The following is a 20,690-nucleotide window of genomic DNA, read 5'->3' as shown; positions in this document are numbered from 1 at the left end:
CCCCTTCTTAACGCCCAAACTGGTCGCTGTACGGTGCGCCTTCAGGTAGGTGGCGTCGATCATCACAGTCTTCCCTTCGCCGTGTTCAGCAGCCATCCCCCATGGCTCAGGCAAGTGTCCTCCGAGCCGCAAGATTGCCCGCATGATGGCCTCTGGTCGGCACCACCTCTCGAAGACGGACAGCATATTCGTCACGCAGGTCGAGCACGCTCTGCCGCAACTGGCGCAGGACCGTCGGCTCCTCGATGCCTTCACCTCCATGGTCCGCAACGGCGAGGAGGACGGGCTGGCTGACTGGTTGGATCAGGCGAAGGCGTCTGGACTGGCCGCCTTTTCGCGCGGGCTCTCTGCCGATCTCGACGCGGTTGCGGCGGCGCTTCGCGAGCCTTGGTCCAACGGCCAGATTGAAGGCCAGATCAACAGGCTGAAGATGCTGAAACGGCAGATGTATGGTGCAGCTGGTATCGACCTTCTTCTTGCACGTCTCCAGCATTCGGCATGAAGACGTCACAGAAACTGAGTCGGACCCAGTTTTGCATGCCGAAACACAGGAGGAGGTTCTGATCGCGCGCGGAGGGGTCCCCGTCGTGCGGATGACGCCTGTTTCAGCCTCGAGCGGTGTGCGCCTCGGGCTGTTGGAGGGGATCGTCCCCGCGAAAAGTATCCCGGACTTCACCGAACCCCTGTCACAGGAGGAATTGCGACAGTGGGGAGAAGCCCCATAAGAGATTTTGCTTAGGGCCTTCGTGCCGACTTGGTTGGATCAGATGTCGGATGTCGTCATAGCGGCCGCTCGCTCCGGACCCGCGGGGAAGAGATATATCTTTGAGGCGCGCTCTCTTGCTTCGATCTGCCTCCGATCAACCAAAATGACAACCAGTCGAGCGACGTGCCGTGGACTTGCCCTGAAAAAGTGGAGAGCACCAACTGAGGAACCAGAAAGTGCGTTGATTGTCGCTGAGAACTGCCCCCTCATTTGCTTGAGTCCATATGAAAGATCGGCGTGTAGCCTCACCCGGGCTGCACCGGGTCAACCCTGTGGAACTTTCGGTATTGGCTCGGTGTGTTACCGTATACGTCGCGGAAGAGCTTGTAGAAATGGCTCAGGTTCTCGATCCCGCAGTCCAGCGAGATGTCGAGGATTGGCCTGTCGGAGGATCCCAGATGCATCGCCGCATGCTCCATGCGGATGCGATTGACGTATGCACTGGGCGACACGCCAAGATGCTTGCGCGTGGTCCGACAGACATGCTCATGCCCCCGGCCTGCCGCTTCGACGAAACCGGCCGCGCCGCGCCGGAACACTCTCGGGGTACGCGCTGCTTGGCAGGCTGTGACGAGCCAGCGCGGGGTCCCTTCAGGCAGGATGATCGCATAGTCGATCACCCGGGTCATGAGATAGAGCAGGAATTGCTCGATCCGCGCCAGGGTGCGCCGCGCGGTCTGCATCTCGGCCGAGGAATTGATCGCCCGTTCCAGCCGCGGCCCGGACAGCAGGAAGGTGTCTGGCTGCGGCCCCTCGACCCAGAAGAACCGCCGCCCCAGTTCCTCACCGTAGCGCGCAAACAAGTGATCGGCGGTTTCGGTGCGGAAGATCACGTTGATGATCTGGCAGCCATACTCGGCAGAGGCTTGGAACCCATGCGTATCGCTAGGACGAATGAAAACCAGAGATCCCCGCGGCAGGGTTTCGGTGCGGCCGTTGATCCGGTGCCGCGCCATGCCCTGCTCTACCAAGAATAGTTCGTAATAGTCGTGATCGTGCGAGTAGGCGGGCCAGCGCGCATCCAACTCCTTGCGGGCAAAGTGAAAGGACTCTTGCGCGCCGATGTAGGAGTTGATCGTGAAGGTGCGGAACTGCATCAGAACAAATTAGCACAGATTCCGCCGCTATCCATGAAGGAAAACCATTCCAGAGCAGGAATTGATTGGCCGGTCGATGCGCAGATCGATACGGGTTTCGACTGTCGACGACCTGCCGGATGTCTCACGGCCGTGCGCAAGCACCAGCGTCAGCCAAACCATTCTTCCAACCGATCCCGCATCCAGCGGTTCAACTCCACCAGGTCCGCGTCCCTCTCTCCGCTGAAGGGGCGCGTCGTCATATATGGGGGCGGGCCGAATTCTGCGGTCACGCCGAAGGCTTGCCCCCGCGCCTGCATCGCGTCACGCGCGATGGTCCACCAGCGGCGATACAGCGCCAGATGGCCCTCCCAGATCGGATCGGCGGGATGCGGCACCTGCGGGCCCTTCTCGTGCCCGATCCGGGCATGAACATGGCCACTGCGCCGCGCGGCCTCGTCGAAGAGGTCCATCAGGTCCAAAGGTTCGCGGTCAACGATCACGTGCCAGTGACTGACATCAAGCGCCAGCTGCATGTCGGGCAAGGCGTCAAGTAGGCGGGCCGTGCGCCACGGATCGTTCAAGAGCCGCCCCCGGTGGGTCTCCATACAGGCGAAAAGACCGTGATCCTCCGCCACTCTGGCGGCATCGCGCAGGTAGCCCAGGGCGGTGTTGTCGTCGAAGGAATCCGCGCCCGCATGCACCACCATAAGGGATGCTCTCAGTTCTGCGGCAATCCTGGATTGCCGCCGGAAATCCGCCAGATGCTCCGCTGCGCTGCCGTAATCCGTCGGTCGCGTGGCGATCAGCGTGCTTACCTTCAGCCCGGTTTCCGCCTTCGCATCGCGCACCCGCGCGATGGCCGTGGCCTCGTCTTCTGCCTCGAAAGCAAGTTGCGCCAGCGGGAACTCCACCCCGGCATAGCCCTCCCTCGCCGCACAACGCATGAAGCTGCTAAGTGTCGGCCAGACATTTCCGGGACCGACTTGGCCCCAGGTTGTTCTGTATTGATCCATTGGAGTCTCGCAACGTTGATTTCACGATCACAGGACTGGCGCATTCCGATGTCAAGCCGCAACGGCTCGCCTTCACAAAATCAAAATACCACATAATTTTATCAAGCCAGGCTATCTCCTGAAGCGCCTGACAGGCGTAATATCCTCCTCGGAGGAAACATTACATGCTCATGCAATCACTTGATTTGTCGTTCAAAACCGCCGATCCTACGCAAGCCCGCGTTCTGACGGGGGAGCAGATCGATCACTACAACCGCGAAGGCTTCGCCCAGCCGTTTGATATTTTCGACGCCGGCGAAATTGGCGAAATCCGGACATATGTCGACGGGCTGATGGCAGCCCTCGGCGAGAACGGCCATTACGGCATCAACTGCTACCAAGCGCGGCTTGCAGGGCTGTGGGACATTGCGACCGACAGCCGCATTCTCGACCGGGTGCAGGACATCATCGGACCCGACATCATTTGCTGGGCCAGTGCCGTGCTGTCAAAGAAGCCGCACGATCCGAAACAGGTGCCCTGGCACCAGGACGCGAGTTTCTGGTCGCTGTCGCCGGCGCGCACCGTCACCGTCTGGCTGGCCATTGACGACGCCGACGAGGAAAACTCGGCCATGCGTTTCCTGCCGCGCAGTCACACACAGGGCAAGATCCCGGAAACCGAGATGGGCGCGGATTCGGTGTTTCACAAGGGCATCGCCGTCACCGAAGAGATGGGTGCGCCCTTCACCAACGTGCTGAAGGCCGGGCAGATGTCGATGCATGCCGACATGCTGGCGCATGGCAGCCTCGCCAATGTCTCGGACCGGCGGCGTTGTGCGTTGACGCTGCGCTATTGTTCGCCGGATAGCCGGATGATGGATGCGGACTGGGCCAAGGGTGTCGAGTCGATCATCTGCCGCGGCAGCGATCCCTCCGGCCATTGGACGCATCACCCGCGGCCCGAGAACGACGACATCACCAAGACGTCCAGCCCGCATGTGGTGGGCAACAACTGAGGTTTTGCCATGAAGATCAAGTGGTATGGACAGGCGGCCTTCATGCTTACCCGGGATGACGGGTTTCGCATCGTGACCGATCCCTATACGCCCGAAGAACTGGGTTTCGGGCCGATGGAAGATGCGGCCGACCTTGTGCTTACATCGTCGGACGATGACAGCGCGCATTGCCGCTCCGACCTGATCCCGGGCGATCCGGAGACCTACAACACCCTCGACGCGGTGCGCGCCGGGGGCCGGGCCGAGGTCGGCGGGGTCGAGGTCCGGGCGATCGAAGCGGTGGAGGTCGAGGACCACCCACTGCACGAACCCGGCGCCAACGCCATGTATCGGTTCGAAGTGGACGGGATGCAGATCGCCCATATGGGCGACATCGGCAACGACCTGAACGACCGGCAGACCGCGTTTTTCGAAGGCACCGACATCCTACTGACGCTGGCGGGCGGGCAATTCACCACACGGCTGGACGAGGTCAAGCGGCTGATCGACGCCACCCGGCCCAAGCTGGTCATTCCGATGCACTTCCGCACACTTTGCTACAAGCCGCGGAGCCTTTTCTGGATCAACTCCTTCCTGTCGTACTTCGACGAAGAGAAGGAGGTGGATTTCGCCTTCGGCTGCGAGGCAGATGTCACCAAGGACAGCCTGCCGGAACAGACCCGCGTGCTGGTCATGGACTACGCCCGGTAGGGCAAAGCGGATCCGGGCGGGGAGAGCCCGGAAGAACAAACCGCAGGACGCGACACATCAGGGAGGAAAGAATGAATCTCACGAGACAGACATTGATAGCCACGACCATGCTGCTGACCGCCATGGGACCGGCCATCGCCCAAGACGTGGCGCGCGAGGACACGGTGATCTTCGATCTCGACAGAACGATCAAGGACCCCGAGAACTTCAACTGGTTCACCGCCGGCACCAAGCGCGAACATGGCGCACATCAGGCGATGTGGGAGCCGCTGTTCATCCTGAACTATACCACCGGCGAGCTCGACCCATGGCTTGCGACCGGCATCGAGCCGAACGAGGACTTCAGCGAATGGACGATGGCTCTGCGCGAGGGCGTGGAATGGTCTGACGGCGAAGCCTTCAACGCCGATGACGTAGTCTTCACCGTCAACATGGTGCTGGGCAACGATGAATTGTCCGAGCGGGAGGCAGCCAATATCCGTGCTCAGGTCGCCAGCGTCGAGAAGATCGACGATCTGACGGTGCAGTTCAACCTGACCGAACCGAACCCGCGCTTTCCGACCGAGAACTTCGGGGTGCGCATATTCAGTTCGTTCCTCGTCATGCCCGAGCATATCTGGAGCCAAGCCGAGAACCCGGCCACCTTCGCCTTCTTCCCGCCGATCGGCACCGGACCCTACACCTATGTGTCGGGTGCCACCAACCGAATGATCTGGGATCGTAACGATGACTGGTGGGGCGCCAAGGTCGGGTTTCAGGATCTGCCCGCGCCGCAGCGGCTGATCTGGCTAGAGACTGGCGGCGAGGAAAGCCGTGCCCAGCTTCTGGCCTCGAACCAGATCGACGCGTCGCAAAATCTAACCATCGGCAGCTTTGAGGCAGTGCAGGCGCAGAACCCGGCGGTAATCGCTTGGCATGACGACTATCCCTATGCTTGGCCCGATCCCTGCGCCCGGCAGCTGGAGATCAATACCACCGTCGCGCCCTGGGACGATCCGGCGATGCGTAGGGCCGTGGCCGACATCATCGACCGCACCCAGATCGTGAACATCGCCTATGAGGGCACCACCGTGCCGTCGGAGACCATGTTCGTGAAATATGGCGCCATGCAGCCCTATATCGACGCCGCGGTCGAAGCGGGCTACGGGCTGACGGCCGTTGCCGATGTGGACGCCGCCAGGACCGCCATCGAAACCGCTGGATATACGATGGGCTCGGACGGCATTTATGAAAAGGACGGCGAGGATCTCGGGGTCGACATCCACGTCAACTCGGCTTCGACCGAATATACCCGCACCATCGACATGATCGTCGAACAGCTGAACCGCGCGGGCATTAAGGCCAAGGCGGTGCCGGTGGAGAATGGGGTTTTCTGGGGCGAGGTGCTGCCCTTCGGTAGCTACGAGATGAGCTATTCCTGGCTTTCCTGCGGCTCGGTGAACGAGCCTTGGACCTCGATGTCGCGCTACACCACCGACAGCGTGGTGCCGGTGGGCGAACGCAGCCCGGGTTTCAACAACACCGCCCGCTGGAACAGCGACGCGGCGGCGGCCTATACCGAAGTCGTCGACCGGATGGCCAAATTGGCCGGCGACGATCCGGCGCTGCCGGGGCTGGTGGCCGAGGCCTATCAGCATCTGGATGCCGAAATGCCCTTCATCCCGCTGGTGCAGGCGGCCAAGCTCCTGCCGTTTAACACCACCTACTGGACGGGCTGGCCCACCGCCGAGAACGCCTATAACCATCCCGCCTTCTGGTGGGGGCATACACACCAGATCATCCACCATCTGGAAAAGGCCGAGTGATCCTCTCCACTCGGTCCTAACGGGCCCCGCACCGACCCGGACCGATCTCCACCGGTCCGGGTCACAAAAGTCCCTCGACACGGGCGCCAACCCCACTTGACGACCCAAAGGAGCGGCCATGATACGCATTCCCGCAAGCTACCTCGGCAACCGAATCGTGACGTTGGTGCTGACGATCTTCATCGCCGCCACACTGATCTGGATCATTCCCCGCTTGTCCCCCGTGGACCCGGCCGAGATCGCGCTCGGCCGCATGGCCGCCGGTGCCGGCACGGTCGGAAATTCCGAAGAGATCCTGGCGCAGCTGCGTTCCCGACTAGGCATCGACCAGCCGTGGATCGTGCAATATGTCCGTTATCTCTGGGGCGTGGTGCAGTTCGATTTCGGTCTCTCTACCGCCAACTTCCCGACGCCGGTCTCAGCGCTGATCGCCAACGCATTGCCCTGGACGCTGGGGCTGATGCTGATCTCGATCACCATCACCTTCTTCATTGGCAATCTACTGGGCGCACTCATGGTTTGGGAACATTCACCGAAATTGGTCAAGGTCGCCATCCCTGCCGCCATGGTGCTGACCTCGATTCCGCCGATCCTCTCGGCGCTGCTGCTGATGTGGATCTTCTCAGCCAAGCTGCAGCTCTTCCCGCTGACCGGCGCCTACGGCCTGACCGTGGAACCCGGCTGGACCTGGGACTTCGTGCAATCCGTGCTCTATCACGGCTTCCTGCCGGCGCTTTCAATTGTCGTCGTCACCTTCGGCTTCTGGGCGCTGGGGATGCGCGGCCTGATGATCGGCGTGCAGGGCGAGGATTACACCACGCTGGCCAAGGCCAAGGGGCTGCGCCCACGCTATATTCTCTACAGATACATGATCCGCAACGCGATCCTGCCACAGATCACAGCCTTTGCGCTGAAAATCGGCATGCTGATCGCTGGCCAGGTGCTGGTGGAGCGCATCTTTGCCTACAACGGTATGGGAAAGCTACTCTACGACGCCATCCTCGATCAGGATTTCCCGGTCATCCAGGGGGTCAGTTTCGTCATCATCCTGATGACCGCGCTCTCGGTCTTCATCGTCGACCTGATCTACCCGCTGATCGACCCCCGTATCCGGCACGGGAAGTAAGTCATGACCACACACAACACCGCAGGGGTTGCCAAGCCCGACCTGACCGCCCGCCAGATCCGCCGCATGAAACGGTTCGACAATCCCTGGCGCAACCCGAAACTGATCTGGGGCGCGGGGCTGATGCTGGGAATTGTGACCCTGGGCATCCTAGGGCGCCTGTTCTGGAACACTGATCTGGTCTTCACCGGCTCGGCACCGCTGAAACTGCCGCCCATCGGCTTCGAGAACCTACGCGGCCAGTCCGGGCAGGCGGGCTTTCCACTGGGCACCGACGGGGCGGGCCGCGACCTTCTGGCGCTAATCGTGATCGGCGCGCCGAACTCGCTCTTCGTGGGGCTCCTGGCCTCTGTCATCGGCATGAGCATTGGCATTTTTCTGGGGTTCTCCGCCGGATTCCTCGGCGGGCGGAAGGACGACACTATCCGCATACTGTCGGACGTGATGATCACCATCCCGCCGCTACTGATCCTCGTGGTCTTCCAAGCCGCTTTCGGCGATGTCAGCCTGACCCTGATGGCGATCCTGATCGCCGCATTCATGTGGCAGTCTCCCACCCGGCTGATCCGGGCGCAGGTGCTGTCGATGCGCGAAAGCGGCTATGTCCAGATGGCGCGGCTCTCCGGTGCCTCAACCATGCACATCATGTTCCGCGAGATGATGCCCAACTTGGTCCCCTATCTTTTCGGCTCCTTCATTGCCAACGTCACCACCGCCATCGTCACCGCCGTGGGCCTCGAAGTTCTTGGTCTCGGGCCGCAGCGTATCCCGACCCTCGGCCGCATCATCTACGAAGCGATCAATTCCGGCGCGCTGATCCAGAACCTGTGGTGGTGGTGGGGCCTGCCGACCATCCTGCTGGGCCTGATGTTCATCGGCCTACTTCTAATCAACCTCGGGCTCGACGAAGTGTCCAACCCACGCCTGAGGAAACTGTGATGCGGTCAACGTCAAGACATCGTGCCCTGGGCCTGCACCGGGGCCTCCCTGCCAACCACGAGCCCCCGGAACACGTCCGGGGTGCGGAGTGACCAACATGACCATTCTCGACATCAATAACATCTCGATCGACTTTCCCACCTCCAAGGGTGTGGTGCATGCGGTCAGCAACTTTTCGCTCTCGGTGCCACAAGGCCGCCGCGTCGGTTTCATCGGCGAGAGCGGCTCGGGCAAAACCACCACGGCGCTGGCCGCGATGCGGATGCTGGCCGCGCCCGGCTATGTCTCGGAAGGAGAAATCCACCTGCATTCGCTGGGCGACACCAACGTGTTGAAACTCTCCGACGACGAGATGCGCCGGGTCCGGTTGAAGAAGATCGCCTATATCCCTCAGGGCGCGATGAACTCGCTCAACCCGGTGATGCGGATCGAGAACCAGATTTGGGATGGTATCGTCGCCCATGAGGGCCGCGTGGAACAGGGCGAACTCGAGCGCCGTTCACGCACGGTGCTGGAAAGCGTTGGCCTGCCGGCCTCGGTCGGGCAGCTCTATCCGCACGAGCTCTCTGGGGGCATGAAGCAGCGGGTCTGCATCGCCATCGGTGTTTGCCTCAAACCCGACCTGCTGATTGCTGACGAGCCTACCTCGGCGCTGGACGTGATCACCCAGCGGCAAGTGATGCAGACTTTACGCGAAGTGCAGGAGACCATCGGCGCAGGGCTGATCCTGATCGGCCACGACATGGGGCTGATGGCGCAATCGGTCGACGATCTCGCGGTGATGAAGCTGGGAAAACTGGTAGAATACGGCACCGTTCGCCAGATCATCGAGGACCCGCAGCACGGATACACGAGGCAGCTGATTTCCTCGGTCCCGCTGGTTGGCGGCGAGAGCTTTATCAAAAGCGCCCCGGCAGTGCTGCGCGGCGAGGCCGGGCCGCTGCTGGAATTCGACCGCGTCACCAAGCGCTACGGTGAGATTACGGCTCTGCACCCGCTATCCTTCTCGCTGGATGGCGAACAACCCAAGATCATCTCGGTTGTGGGTCAGTCTGGCTCGGGAAAATCCACCATGGGCAGCCTGATGCTGGGGTTCACCGCGCCGAGTGAGGGGCGGGTCACCTTTCGCGGCAAGGATATCAACCGGCTGAGCACGCAGGATTCGCTCACCTTCCGCAAGGATGTGCAGGCGGTGTTCCAGGACCCCTATGCCTGTTTCAACCCCTTCTACCGCGTTGACCACGCGCTCAGCTTTCCGTTCAAGCGCTTCGGCCTGTCGAAAGGCAGCGCCCACACCCGCAAGGCAATGGAAGACGCCTGTCACGCCGTGGGGCTCGATCCCACACTGGTGCTCCGGCGCTATCCGCACCAGCTTTCAGGCGGACAGCGGCAAAGGCTGATCGTCGCCCGCGCGCTGATGCTATCGCCCAAACTGCTGATCGCCGATGAGCCGGTGTCGATGGTCGATGCTTCGCTGCGCGCCACGATCCTCAAGAACATCCATGACCTGAAGGACAAGCACGGCATCTCGATCCTCTACATCACCCACGACCTTGCCACCGCCTATCACGTGAGCGATTACGTCATGGTGCTCTACCACGGCCGCGTGGTAGAAGCCGGCCCGCCGAAAGAAGTGATCGGCGCGCCGCAACATCCCTATACCCGACTGCTGATCGACTCGATCCCCTGGCCCGATCTCGATCGCGATTGGGGCTCAGCCGAGGAGGCGCAGAAGGGGCTCGAGGCGCTGGCGGAAGGCAAGGCGGCCGACACCGTGTTCCGTGGCGATATCCCCGGCTTCGATCTGAGCGTGCGCGCATGAACCACCAATTGCGTTTCACCGCCGAGAAGATTGGCAAGCGGATCGATCTGATCCGCCCGCTCATCCTCCGCGCGCGTCATCCCCTGCCCGAGTTCGACCTCGAGGAACTATTCGACGCCACGGCCAAACCCGGCACCGGCACGCCGCGCGGTGCCGTCGCCTGGGACAGCTACTGGGCTGGGCAGAACACGCATTTCGTGCTGCGCAGCCGGTTTGATGTGCCCAAGGATTACACAAACCCGGCGCTTTATCTGCCGCTCGGCGTGGCGGGCGACATCTTCACCCACCCCGAGGCGCTTCTGCACATCGACGGCCGGGCCCTGGCCTCCGCCGACCGGCATCACCAGCTGATCGCGCTGGACCCGGCGCTGGCCGATGGCACCGAGCACGAACTGATGCTGCAGGGCTGGACCGGTCTAACCGGCTGGCCGCCCGATCCGAAGAACCCGGATCGCCTGCAGATTCGCCCCTGCCATGTGGTCGACGTGGATCCTGACCTGCGCGACTTCCTAGTGCTGGCCGAGGTGGCGCTGGACGTGGCCACCAGCCGCGACCCCGGCGACCGGCTGCGCGACCGGATGTTGCAGGCGCTTGACGTCGCCTTCGTCACCCTCGACACCCGCGATCCGCTTGGCGACGCGCTGCGCGCCTCCGTCCCGGACGCCCACGCGGGGTTGAAGACCTCCTTGGCCGAGATCGCACCGCCCGACCCCGAGATCCTGCACGCGGTGGGCCATGCGCATATGGACATCGCCTATCTCTGGCCCGTTGATCAGATCCGCCAGAAGAACGCCCGCACCTCGTCCAACGTGTTGCGCCTGATGGAACAGGACAAGGGGTTCTGCTTCTCGCATTCCCAGCCGCAGCTTTACGACTACACGAAACAGGACTTCCCCGAAATCTTCGAGGCGATCAAGGCGCGTGTCGCTGAAGGCCGCTGGGAGGTCATGGGCGGCATGTGGGTGGAAAGCGATTGCAACATCCCCGGCGGCGAGGCGCTGGTGCGACAGATCCTGCTGGGCCGGACATATTTCCGCGACACATTCGGTGACGTCGAAACCCCGGTTCTCTGGCTACCCGACACGTTTGGCTTTCCTTGGTCGCTGCCACAGCTGATGAAGCTCTCGGGGCTGGAGTATTTCGTCACTAACAAGTTGAATTGGAACCAATACAACAGGATGCCCTCATCCACCATATGGTGGCAGGGGCTGGATGGATCGCGCGTGCTGGCGCAGTTCCTTACTACTCCGCGCGAGGTGCAGCACCTGCCCTTCCCGACCAACTACAAGTCTGATCTGAGCGCGGCCGAGGTGATCGGCACTGTCACAAACGCCACCTCCGGTCCTGATGTGAACAACTTCCTGATCGCCTACGGCTACGGCGACGGCGGCGGGGGGCCGAGCGAAGAACTGATCCTCAAGTCGCGCGCCTACGAGGCAATGCCCGGCGCACCCAAGGTTCAGATGGGTCGTATCGGCCCGGCGCTGGAGGCAATCCGGGAGCAATCGGACCGTTTGCCGACTTGGAACGACGAGCTATACCTTGAAGGACACCGCGGCACACTGACCTCGCAGGCCTGGATCAAGCGCGCCAACCGGCTGGCGGAACGGGCACTGCATGACACCGAGGCGGCTGTGGTGTTAGCCTGGCCAGACGGCGCGCCGCAGGAGATACGCGAACGGTTGAAAACAGCCTGGCGCACGGTCTGCCTCAATCAGTTCCACGACATCCTGACCGGCACCTCGATCCCCGTGGTCTTCGAAGACGCCCGGCGCGACTACGCGGCAGTGCAGGCCGACACGAGCGCCCTGCGCGACATGGCCTTCGCCCGGCTGAGCGGTGGCCAAGGCACAAGCCTGTTTAATCCCGCGCCAGTGGCATCCGCGCCGGTGACCTTCCTGCCGGGGAGCGACGAAGGCCAAAGCGTCGAAGGCGGCAGTCTTGTTGCCGCCGGTTCTCTGGCCGCCTATGGGCTCGTGCCGCTGTCGCAGGCAGATATCCCGCCGCCGCCCGTCACACTCACTCGTGAGGGCGATGATTTCATCCTTGCAAATTCTCTCTTGCGATTGACCATTTCCCGCGACGGCGCGTTGACCGGCCTGTATCACCTGCCGACCGGGCGCGAGGCGCTGGCCCCGGGGGAGACCGGCAACCAGTTTTGGGCCTTCGAGGACCGGCCGCTTTCCTGGGATGCTTGGGACATCGACGTCTTTCACGAGGATCGCAGCCAGCGAATCGACGGGACAGCTGAAATCGAGATCGTGGAGGACGGCCCCCTGCGCGCCGCCCTGCGCATCAACTGCACCTATCGTGACAGTCACATCACCCAGGACATTCGCCTCACCGCCGGAAGCCCGCGCGTCGACTTCGTGACCGAGATCGACTGGGCCGAGCAGCACACGCTGCTCAAGGTCGCATTCCCGGTGAATATCCACCAGTCGCGCGCCACCTACGACATCCAGTGGGGCGAAATCGAAAGACCAACCCATCGCAACACCACTTGGGACTATGCCCGCTTCGAGGTTCCCGCCCAGAAATGGGCCGACCTCGGCGAAGGCGGGTTCGGCGTCGCGCTGCTCAACGATTGCAAATACGGCTATGACATCCGCGACAACGTGATCCGCCTGACGCTGGTGAAATCCTCAACCAGTCCCGATCCAGGCGCCGACCAGGGGCGTCACCGGTTCACCTATGCGCTCATGCCCCATGCCGGGGACCGGGCCGATGTCCGGGCCGAGGCGCGGCGACTGAACGATCCGGTGATCGTCCTGCCCGGTGTCACAGACAGGCAGCCGCTCGTGTCCTGCGGTGCCGAAAATGTCATCATGGAAACGCTGAAGCCGGCCGAAGACGGGCGCGGCTTTATCCTGCGGCTCTATGAGGCAGATCGCAGGCGCGGCCCGGTGCGACTGGTTTTCGGGCGCGCGATGCAGAGCGTCACGGTCTGCGACCTGCTGGAAAACGACATGAGCACGCTGGAGCTCGACCAGAACAACGTTACCCTGACGCTGAAACCTTTCGAAATCCTGTCTCTGCGCTGCCTGCCCGAGATCGCAGGAGGTGTGTCATAAAACCGGTCGAGGTCGTGCAGCCAGATCCTGCGCAAGCTGGCGTCCTATCCCCGCCAGAACGACCTTGCCGTCGCCTTGCGCGAGGTCGGCCGCGTCGAGCGGACGCTGTTCATGATCGAATGGGTCCTGAACACCGACATGCAGCGCCGCGTCAAGATCGGCCTCAACAAGGGCAAGGCGCACCACGCGCTGAAGAACGCGCTGCGGATCGGCCGACAGGGTGAAATTCGCGACAGGACGACCGAGGGTCGGGGTGCAGGCCAAGCGCGGAACGGTTGATGCGGCAGGGAAGTCGCGTTCGGGAAACGCCAACGTGGCAGAAATTCTGAACCAAGTGACCGTGATGCTTGGCCACGCGATCTTCGATCCCGATGCCAACCGCGAGGTGCTAGTCGACCACGCCGACCTCGTCGCAGGCAGGACGATTACCAAAGCGGCACGTAACTGGCTCGGCGCGCAACTCGACGCGCCCCGCCGCAGCCAGATCATGTTCCTCGACCGGGAGGACATCCTGCGGCTCTTCATCCTGTCAAACATGCCCCTACCGGTGGTGGCCGACGTCGACGACGATCTACCGTTCTAATAGCTGATACCCATAGAACAGAACTGTAGGCGATTTCCCACGGATTTTCGAGCGACTGCCGAACACCATTGGGGGCGTAACCCGGCATTGGAATTTTAGGGGGTGATCTGGAAGCCAAGCAACCTAGCGGCTTGCGCAATCGTTCGCCTCAGCACGGGGTCGTTCAACGACAAGTTAACATCAGGAGAAGCTGGCATGGCCGGAAGGCCTCGTTCGAAAAGGGCGAATGCGATCGTCCCGCCCCCCGACATCGAGGATCGGTAGCGAATGCCGTCGATGTCCGGATAGGCATCATAGAAGTCTCTGCTCCACCCACGACAAATCTCGCGTCGGCCGGATGAGATCAGGGCGGAGGCCCCGATACGGGTCGTCCAGTGGCCGGTCAGATCTAGCAGCTTCAGATCCAGGGTGGTCGAGAAAATGCTCAGGAAAGGCTTGCCCGTCGTAAGGTCGATGGTGCGGGAGGATTGGAACACCTCCGCCAAAGCGGAAATTGCAGCATCAGATCCCTGCTCGACGGCGTAAAGGATGCCGCGGTCGCCGATGACAGGAGCGCCGGAACTGGACGGCAGGTGGTGATCGAACCTCGAAGAGGTGGGCCCGAAAAACCTGAACTGTGAAAAACCTGAAAGATACCTCGTATCAGAGGACCAGATCCGAAGCAGTTCGTGGCCTGCCGGCAGACGGTAAATCTCCGGGGCGACCTTCGACAAGGCGGCCGCGCCGAGAGAGGATGGCAAGGTCTCGGCCACGAAGTCTCGTCTTTCTTACAGGCCGGCGACGAGTATCTGAACCGACGCGGGGTCTCCGCCCGAAAGCAGCCAATCGCGGGGCGACATTCCCTCAAGATCTTCATTGGGTAGCGCGAAGGCTTGCTCCACGGCCTCGGGCGAAAGGCTGCGCGTGGCCGCCGAAAGGACGCGCGAAAGATGGGGAAGCTCGCCATCCTCGGTCAGCTGAAAGGCGGGAATGAGCCATCCATGCCCCCTCGACTGGCGTATCGCAAGAAGTGTGCCTTCCTTGATCCGCTGGCGAAGGCGACTGGCACTGACGCCGAGACGGGCCGCCGCCTCGGCGGATGGCACGGCGCTGGAGATCATCAGGGCCCGCCTGGTCATGCCTTCGATCACCGGATCGGCTCGCAGGAAGCCAGCCTTGTTGAGGGGATCAGACGTGTCGACCCCGAAGCGCGCAAGCGTTGCTTGCCCTTTCTCATCAAGAGAAGGCTTCTTGTCGCGGTATTCGTTGGCGCGCTCGATGATCTGCGCAGCCAGATGCATCGCAGCTTCCGCCAAGGCGCCGCGGTTGCCATCCTCAAGCGCTTCCTCGATAACGGATACATCCTGCTCGAAGCTCTTTGATGGCTTCCACCCTGCCACGGCTTTTGAATGTAGACTTTCCATGAACTGCATCGCGCACCTCCTCGAGACAATATAGTGCGTTAGGTTCCGTTAGTAAAGGTGCGTTAGGCTCCGTTAGTAAAGGTGCGTTAGGCTCCGTTAGGCGCATATCGCTTGTCACCCGTCTTAGCGCGTCAACACCTCAAAAACAGAAGTGGAAGGTAACCAGTATCTGTTATGGGTTATGGCAAGGCGATGCCCTGTCCGCTGGACCGAGTGAGCCGCCAGTTCCATGCGCCAGCGCCCAACGTCTTATGGGTGAGCGACTTCACGTATGTCGCAACCTGGCAGGGGTTTGTCTATGTGGCGTTCGTCATTGATGTTTATGCGCGCCGGATCGTCGGGTGGCGCGCCAGTCGCACGGCCAATGCCGGCTTTGTCTTGGATGCTTTTGAGCAAGCCATTCATCAACGCAGACCGGCGCAGGACCAATTGGTGCATCACTCAGATCGCGGGTCGCAATACCTGTCGATAAAATACACTGAACGGCTGGCCGAGGCCAAGATCGCGCCATCTGTCGGCAGCGTCGGGGACTCGTATGACAACGCTCTGGCCGAAACAATCAACGGCTTGTTCAAGGCCGAGGTCATCCACAGACGTGGCCCATGGCGCAGTTTTGAAGCCGTCGAATATGCCACCCTTGAATGGGTCGAGTGGTTCAACAACCGCCGCCTGCTGGAGAGCCTATCGGAAATATCCCGCCCGCAGAAGCCGAGGCAAACTTCTACGCTGATCTGGAAAGATCAGACATGGCCGCGTAACTAAGACAAATCAGCCTCCGGCAAACCCGGCGCGGTTCATATGTTTTTTTAAGTGTCAGGAGGGAGTATGTCGGAGTTCTGGCTTGGCGTAGCGCAGACGGCAATCGGTTCGGGCATAGGCTTCGGGCTCGGCATCCTCGCTTTTCACTACCAACAGAAGAGACAAGCCGATCTACAGTTGAACGCGGACTGGAGGAGAGCGCTGGACGCCCTCAACCGTCTAAGCACCGCCGCCGGGGCGAACATCGAGGCCCTTGCCAACTCCAAGCTGCAACTGATCGAGGCGATGCGCCCCGAGGTCGAGAAGATGAAAGCAGCCTCAGTCGATATTTACGACACTCGACCGGCAGACCGTTCCAAGAAGCTGCCAGCTTTGAAAGCGCTGTCAGAGTCGTTGCAGCACTTCTACATGAGCCTTCCCCGAACGTCCGTGATGCCTCCGCCCGATGCTGTTGAATATTCATCGCTCAGAAAGGACATGCCTGCGCTTTCGCTTTTTGTTCACCGCGCTATGGGGATGATGCAGGAACTTAACGAGCGGATCGTGTCGCGGAATTCCCTTATTGCGGAGCACGCTCGTGAGGGCGGGACCGGTGCAGGTATGAGCGGCGAACGCCTCATCTACTATTCAAGCATGCTGGCGAGCGAGGGCGAAGCTATCTGCGTTCATGTTGACGATGCGATCGACTTCTGGCGACTGGTCGCTGATCAGGTGAAGGCCTATATGACCCACAAAGCGAAGGGCGAACCCTTTACCGAGTATCGGCTTGTGCCTAAGGCTATTGAGGCTCTGCCCAAGGAGGAGTTGTTCCCTGCTATGCGTGAGCAATTGGTCACCTTCGGGAACGGCGATAACGCCTGAGTAGGCTTTATCAACTCTTGAACGATTAAAAGAATGTAGAACCAGAAAACGGTCGTTTTGGTCCCTGCGCCCTGCCCTACCAGATTTCAACAAGTTGACCTGGACAAAAACCCATGACAAAACTGTCGGAGTATTGGGAGGTTTGTGTCCATGATTTTAGGGTATGCGCGGGTATCGACTCGGGACCAGAACCTTGACGGTCAGCGTGACATTCTCGCCTCCGCCGGGGCGGAACGAGTATTTGCGGACACGATCACCGGAACTGCCCGAAATCGGCCTGAACTGGACCGGCTTCTGACCGAGCTTCGGGCCGGAGACGTCGTCGTTGTCACAAAATATGACCGTCTCGCCCGAAGCCTGAAGGACCTTCTAGAGCTCGTCGACCTGATCCAGGAGCGCGGGGCCGGTTTCCGATCTTTAGGAGAGGACATCGACACGACCAGCCCTGCCGGTCGCTTGGTGTTTCATGTTTTTGCGTCGATCGCCCAGTTTGAACGGGAACGGATCGTCGAACGAACGAGGGAGGGGCTGGAGGCTGCCCGTAAGAGAGGTCGGGTGGGGGGGCGACCCCCTGCCCTTTCACCGGCTCAGAAGATCGAGGTGAAACGGATGCGAGACGTGGAGCATCGGCCTCTTTCGGAGATAGCCTCATTGTTCAAGGTCAGCGAAAAAACGATCAGGCGGGTGGCCTGACCGGAGACGGTGTCGGGGCCTGCACAGCCTCATCGGTGTGGTCTCGCTCCAGTTGGTGTGCCCCAACTAGCCCCCGTAATGCTCTTCCAGGATTTCGACGGCCTTCTCCAGAGTCTCGCCAAGTCCCCAACCCATACGGTCCGCCAGCGCGCAGTAGGCCGCAATCGTCTCCGGCCGAGCCTTGAGGTTGAACTGGGCGTTCCGGCCCGTGCGACGGCGGCGCTGAGGCACCGCGGCCCCTGACCCCTCGACCGGGCCTTCGACCGCCTTTGGTTCACGGCTTCGGAATCCTGATACCTCCGCAGCAAGGCTGATTTCTCCGGATGGCGGGCGCGGAACCGGGGCCTGTCGAGGCTTGAAATCACTCAGGTCAAGATCGTCCGGATCATCAGAAAAACCCAAGTTTGCGCGGTCGCGTCCCATGTTACTCCACCTCCCCTGTTGCTCTGGCGGCCTTAAGCCGTTCAACCACCTCGCCGACGAAGGCCCGTGCGTTCTCGACTGCCTTATCGACATTGCTGACCAGGTCCCGATCAAGATCCTCCAACAGCCCGCCATAATCGAGAATGTCGCGGTAAGCTGCGCGTTCAATGATGGATGCCCCGAATACCGGGATCCCTGCCTGGTCGAGCTGTTCCCGCACGTTCCGGATCGCACGTGAGGCCACGGCCGCGCTGGTCCTGGTCAGGAGAACCGCATGGGAAATATCACGACGCGCCATCCGCGCCTGATTGCGGATGAGACGGATGGTCTTCGCTGCGCCCTTGGCGTCCATGGATGAGCCTTGAGTCGGGATGATCACGAGGTCGGACATGCCGATCGCGTTGGCGACCATCAAGCTGGCAGTCCCCTCCAAATCGATCACTACAAACTGCGCCTCGGCTGCGGCCGTTTCGATCTGATCGACGATCGACTCCTCCGTCACTTCGCTAACGATCGTGATATTGGTAGGGCGTCCAGGAAGTGCTCCCCATTGCGATATCCATTTTTCGGGATCGGCGTCGATGATCGTAACGCTGGCACCCCGGCTCGCCAGTTCGGAGGCGAGGAGGAGCGCCGAGGTGGTTTTTCCAGCTCCACCCTTGGGGTTAGCGAAAGCTATGACCGGCATGAGGCATCCTTCTGCAACATGGTTCGACCCAACTATAGAGTATTTGGTAGCTAGCAGCTAGCACCATAACTATAGTAGCTATCTGCTAGCTAACTGATATCTTTAAGCTATCTAGTAGCTAACTGATATTTTTCATAGAAGCTGTAGGTATGGCTAGCTTCAAGAGGCAGTAAAAAAGGCCTGGTCGTCCACCCACATTCAGTGGGCAAATCCGCCGATGAGCGCGAAAAGTGAGGAATCCGGGCAAGCTTCGCGGCCAGACCCAAACTTTGCCCAACTCATTGTTAAATATTTGTTTTTATTTATTCGGCGAACACCCCATCCCTCTTAAGTGTGAGGTATTCGGGGAAATGTGAATGAAGTGGAGGAGTATCTTTCACACTTGGTGATCCTACTCTATTCTGCATCTTGTGAAGAAGCATGATCAGGACACAACACTTAAGGTTTTCGACCTGAAACCCCGACGGGATCAGGCGGTGAAGCCGGCTGAACTGATTCAGATCACCGGTCACCAGGCGCTCACGCTGAACGCGCGCCGTTCGATCACCATTCTCTGGCACAATGCCCACATGCAGGGCGTTGTTGAAGGTAAGGATTATACGATCGAGATCGACGATCTGAAGCCGGACAGCCATAAAGGTTACGAGCAGGTCGAAGAGGCGATCGAGGCGCTCATGTCGACCATATTGAAGGTCCGTCTCTCTGACGGTCGGACACGGCGCGTTCAATTCCTGGGCGGAAACGATCTCGATGATCCTGACCGTCCGGCCGGAGTGCTAAACTACAGTTTTGACAAGCGGCTCGTTGAAATCCTTCAGGATTCCGCGATCTGGGGAAAAATCTCGATCCCCGTCCTGATGGCCTTCAGCTCAAAATACTCGGTGAGCTTGTATGAGCATATCAGCCAGTGGACTGGGCTCACCCGAAAAAGCTATCAAGATTTTACCCTAGACGATTTCCGGGAGCTTCTAGGGGTGGAACCGGGGCGGTATGCCGCCTTCGGAGCCCTGAACAAGCACGTGATCAAGCAAACCGTTCTGGAACTCAACGCACTCGCCTCATTCGGCGTGACCATCGTGCCCATCAAAACCGGCAAAAAGGTATCCCACATCCGGGTCGGCTGGTGGCAGAAGGAAAAGGCCGAAATGGAAGCAGCTTGGCGTGAAGTGCATCGCTCTAAGGTTGGGCGGAAAGCAAGGATCACGGGGACAGCGACGACCGTGACTGACCCATACCCAAGCCCGAACAGGCTCGCCAGGCGGGGTAGGGGGGACGTGCAAAGCCTCATCGACGACGGCGAATAAAGCGGATACTGCCTGTGGATAACTCACCTGAGCCTCCCCAAAAACCTCACTTTAATGCCCCGGATCCCTCACAGTATGCCCCGAAAACCTCACCGGAGCCCCCGGATCCCTCACATTATAACAAGCAAGTCCTTGATAAAGCTTTTCAAATTAACCCTGAATCTTAGAATCTTGAATCTTGAATTTAAGAGAAGGAGCATGGGGATCGAGAAACCGTCGTTCTGGCCATTCCATTAAAAACGACCCGCCAACAGAGACCAACTTATCAGAACCCCTTTCGCCACATTCCAAAAGCCAGTTGCCTAGGGTCAGGACCCATTGATTTCCGCTTGGCTGCGTGATTCACGGTTCGAAAAACGAGCGGTGAACATGTCTGATCTTTTCTGGCTGACCGATGCGCAGATGGCGCGTCTTGAGCCCTTCTTTCCAAAGTCCCACGGCAAGCCTCGCGTCGACGACCGACGTGTGCTGAGTGGCATTATCTTCATCAATCGCAACGGCTTACGGTGGCGCGATGCACCTGCGGCGTATGGGCCTCATAAGACGCTGTACAACCGTTGGAAGCGATGGAGCGATAAGGGCATCTTCGCCCGGATGATGGCTGGCCTGGCTGCTGAACACGGCGAAGGGAAGACTGTGATGATCGACGCCACCTACCTGAAGGCGCACC

General features: G+C 60.5%; 19 protein-coding genes and 3 pseudogenes. 15 read left to right on the top strand and 7 right to left on the bottom strand.

Features of this window, described 5'->3' with window-relative positions; translation table 11 throughout:
* Positions 1 to 93 (bottom strand): annotated as a pseudogene (locus tag H7828_RS22275) (IS5/IS1182 family transposase); the annotation flags it as partial.
* Positions 94 to 142: 49 nt separating this feature from the next.
* Between H7828_RS22275 and H7828_RS22910 the strand changes: the two are divergent.
* Positions 143 to 502, top strand: a complete 360-nt coding sequence (locus H7828_RS22910; RefSeq protein WP_425354967.1) for a transposase — start codon at positions 143 to 145, stop codon at positions 500 to 502.
* Between the two features lie 509 nt (positions 503 to 1,011).
* On the opposite strand, the gene H7828_RS22265 is transcribed toward H7828_RS22910, so the two are convergent.
* The gene (locus tag H7828_RS22265; protein ID WP_226783268.1) at positions 1,012 to 1,863 is read right to left on the bottom strand and encodes a helix-turn-helix transcriptional regulator; all 852 of its coding nucleotides are present in this window, start codon (positions 1,861 to 1,863) and stop codon (positions 1,012 to 1,014) included.
* A 149-nt stretch (positions 1,864 to 2,012) separates the two neighbouring features.
* Positions 2,013 to 2,789, bottom strand: a complete 777-nt coding sequence (locus tag H7828_RS22260; protein WP_226783267.1) for a sugar phosphate isomerase/epimerase family protein — start codon at positions 2,787 to 2,789, stop codon at positions 2,013 to 2,015.
* A gap of 233 nt (positions 2,790 to 3,022) precedes the next feature.
* Here H7828_RS22260 and H7828_RS22255 point away from each other — a divergent pair, with 233 nt between their 5' ends.
* The 9 genes and pseudogenes from H7828_RS22255 to H7828_RS22215 all read left to right on the top strand — a co-directional run bounded on the left by H7828_RS22255 (position 3,023) and on the right by H7828_RS22215 (position 13,889).
* Positions 3,023 to 3,853, top strand: a complete 831-nt coding sequence (locus H7828_RS22255; RefSeq protein WP_226783266.1) for a phytanoyl-CoA dioxygenase family protein — start codon at positions 3,023 to 3,025, stop codon at positions 3,851 to 3,853.
* Between the two features lie 9 nt (positions 3,854 to 3,862).
* Positions 3,863 to 4,543 (top strand): MBL fold metallo-hydrolase, encoded by a 681-nt coding sequence (locus H7828_RS22250; RefSeq protein ID WP_226783265.1) that lies wholly within the window; start codon positions 3,863 to 3,865, stop codon positions 4,541 to 4,543.
* A 71-nt stretch (positions 4,544 to 4,614) separates the two neighbouring features.
* The gene (locus tag H7828_RS22245) at positions 4,615 to 6,348 is read left to right on the top strand and encodes an ABC transporter substrate-binding protein (RefSeq protein ID WP_226783264.1); all 1,734 of its coding nucleotides are present in this window, start codon (positions 4,615 to 4,617) and stop codon (positions 6,346 to 6,348) included.
* A gap of 118 nt (positions 6,349 to 6,466) precedes the next feature.
* Positions 6,467 to 7,474: an ABC transporter permease gene (locus H7828_RS22240; RefSeq protein WP_226783263.1), complete on the top strand. Its 1,008-nt coding sequence runs from the start codon at positions 6,467 to 6,469 to the stop codon at positions 7,472 to 7,474.
* Between the two features lie 3 nt (positions 7,475 to 7,477).
* The gene (locus H7828_RS22235; RefSeq protein ID WP_226783262.1) at positions 7,478 to 8,413 is read left to right on the top strand and encodes an ABC transporter permease; all 936 of its coding nucleotides are present in this window, start codon (positions 7,478 to 7,480) and stop codon (positions 8,411 to 8,413) included.
* A gap of 97 nt (positions 8,414 to 8,510) precedes the next feature.
* Positions 8,511 to 10,235: an ABC transporter ATP-binding protein gene (locus tag H7828_RS22230; RefSeq protein ID WP_226783261.1), complete on the top strand. Its 1,725-nt coding sequence runs from the start codon at positions 8,511 to 8,513 to the stop codon at positions 10,233 to 10,235.
* On the top strand, positions 10,232 to 13,306 hold the full coding sequence (locus tag H7828_RS22225; protein ID WP_226783260.1) for an alpha-mannosidase: 3,075 nt from the start codon (positions 10,232 to 10,234) through the stop codon (positions 13,304 to 13,306). The genes H7828_RS22230 and H7828_RS22225 overlap by 4 nt, the downstream gene beginning before the upstream one ends.
* Positions 13,307 to 13,324: 18 nt before the next feature.
* Positions 13,325 to 13,558: pseudogene (locus H7828_RS22220) on the top strand (Tn3 family transposase); the annotation flags it as partial.
* A gap of 61 nt (positions 13,559 to 13,619) precedes the next feature.
* Positions 13,620 to 13,889, top strand: a complete 270-nt coding sequence (locus tag H7828_RS22215) for a hypothetical protein (RefSeq protein ID WP_226783259.1) — start codon at positions 13,620 to 13,622, stop codon at positions 13,887 to 13,889.
* Positions 13,890 to 13,984: 95 nt separating this feature from the next.
* On the opposite strand, the gene H7828_RS22210 is transcribed toward H7828_RS22215, so the two are convergent.
* Both H7828_RS22210 and H7828_RS22205 read right to left on the bottom strand, forming a co-directional pair.
* Positions 13,985 to 14,641 carry an RES domain-containing protein gene (locus H7828_RS22210; protein WP_226783258.1) on the bottom strand — a complete coding sequence of 219 codons (657 nt, stop codon included), beginning with the start codon at positions 14,639 to 14,641 and terminating at the stop codon, positions 13,985 to 13,987.
* A 15-nt stretch (positions 14,642 to 14,656) separates the two neighbouring features.
* Complete coding sequence (locus tag H7828_RS22205; RefSeq protein WP_226783257.1) at positions 14,657 to 15,301, bottom strand: MerR family transcriptional regulator; 645 nt, start codon at positions 15,299 to 15,301, stop codon at positions 14,657 to 14,659.
* A 180-nt stretch (positions 15,302 to 15,481) separates the two neighbouring features.
* On the opposite strand from H7828_RS22205, the pseudogene H7828_RS22200 reads away from it, so the two are divergent.
* From H7828_RS22200 to H7828_RS22190, 3 genes and pseudogenes are all read left to right on the top strand, one after another.
* A pseudogene (locus tag H7828_RS22200) lies at positions 15,482 to 16,050 on the top strand (IS3 family transposase); the annotation flags it as partial.
* A gap of 67 nt (positions 16,051 to 16,117) precedes the next feature.
* Positions 16,118 to 16,912: a hypothetical protein gene (locus tag H7828_RS22195; RefSeq protein WP_226783256.1), complete on the top strand. Its 795-nt coding sequence runs from the start codon at positions 16,118 to 16,120 to the stop codon at positions 16,910 to 16,912.
* 150 nt (positions 16,913 to 17,062) lie between these two features.
* Complete coding sequence (locus H7828_RS22190; RefSeq protein ID WP_226783255.1) at positions 17,063 to 17,605, top strand: recombinase family protein; 543 nt, start codon at positions 17,063 to 17,065, stop codon at positions 17,603 to 17,605.
* A 66-nt stretch (positions 17,606 to 17,671) separates the two neighbouring features.
* On the opposite strand, the gene H7828_RS22185 is transcribed toward H7828_RS22190, so the two are convergent.
* The gene (locus tag H7828_RS22185) at positions 17,672 to 18,028 is read right to left on the bottom strand and encodes a hypothetical protein (RefSeq protein WP_226783254.1); all 357 of its coding nucleotides are present in this window, start codon (positions 18,026 to 18,028) and stop codon (positions 17,672 to 17,674) included.
* Between the two features lies 1 nt (position 18,029).
* Complete coding sequence (locus H7828_RS22180; RefSeq protein WP_226783253.1) at positions 18,030 to 18,716, bottom strand: ParA family protein; 687 nt, start codon at positions 18,714 to 18,716, stop codon at positions 18,030 to 18,032.
* A 476-nt stretch (positions 18,717 to 19,192) separates the two neighbouring features.
* On the opposite strand from H7828_RS22180, the gene H7828_RS22175 reads away from it, so the two are divergent.
* Positions 19,193 to 20,020, top strand: a complete 828-nt coding sequence (locus H7828_RS22175; RefSeq protein WP_226783252.1) for a replication initiation protein — start codon at positions 19,193 to 19,195, stop codon at positions 20,018 to 20,020.
* 369 nt (positions 20,021 to 20,389) lie between these two features.
* Positions 20,390 to 20,690 (top strand): transposase (locus tag H7828_RS22170; protein WP_226783251.1); only part of this gene is annotated, 301 nt, incomplete at its 3' end.

This window comes from Oceaniglobus trochenteri (assembly GCF_020529025.1).
GTDB classification, from domain to species: domain Bacteria; phylum Pseudomonadota; class Alphaproteobacteria; order Rhodobacterales; family Rhodobacteraceae; genus Oceaniglobus; species Oceaniglobus trochenteri.
This window is presented reverse-complemented; position numbering and strand designations above follow the sequence as displayed.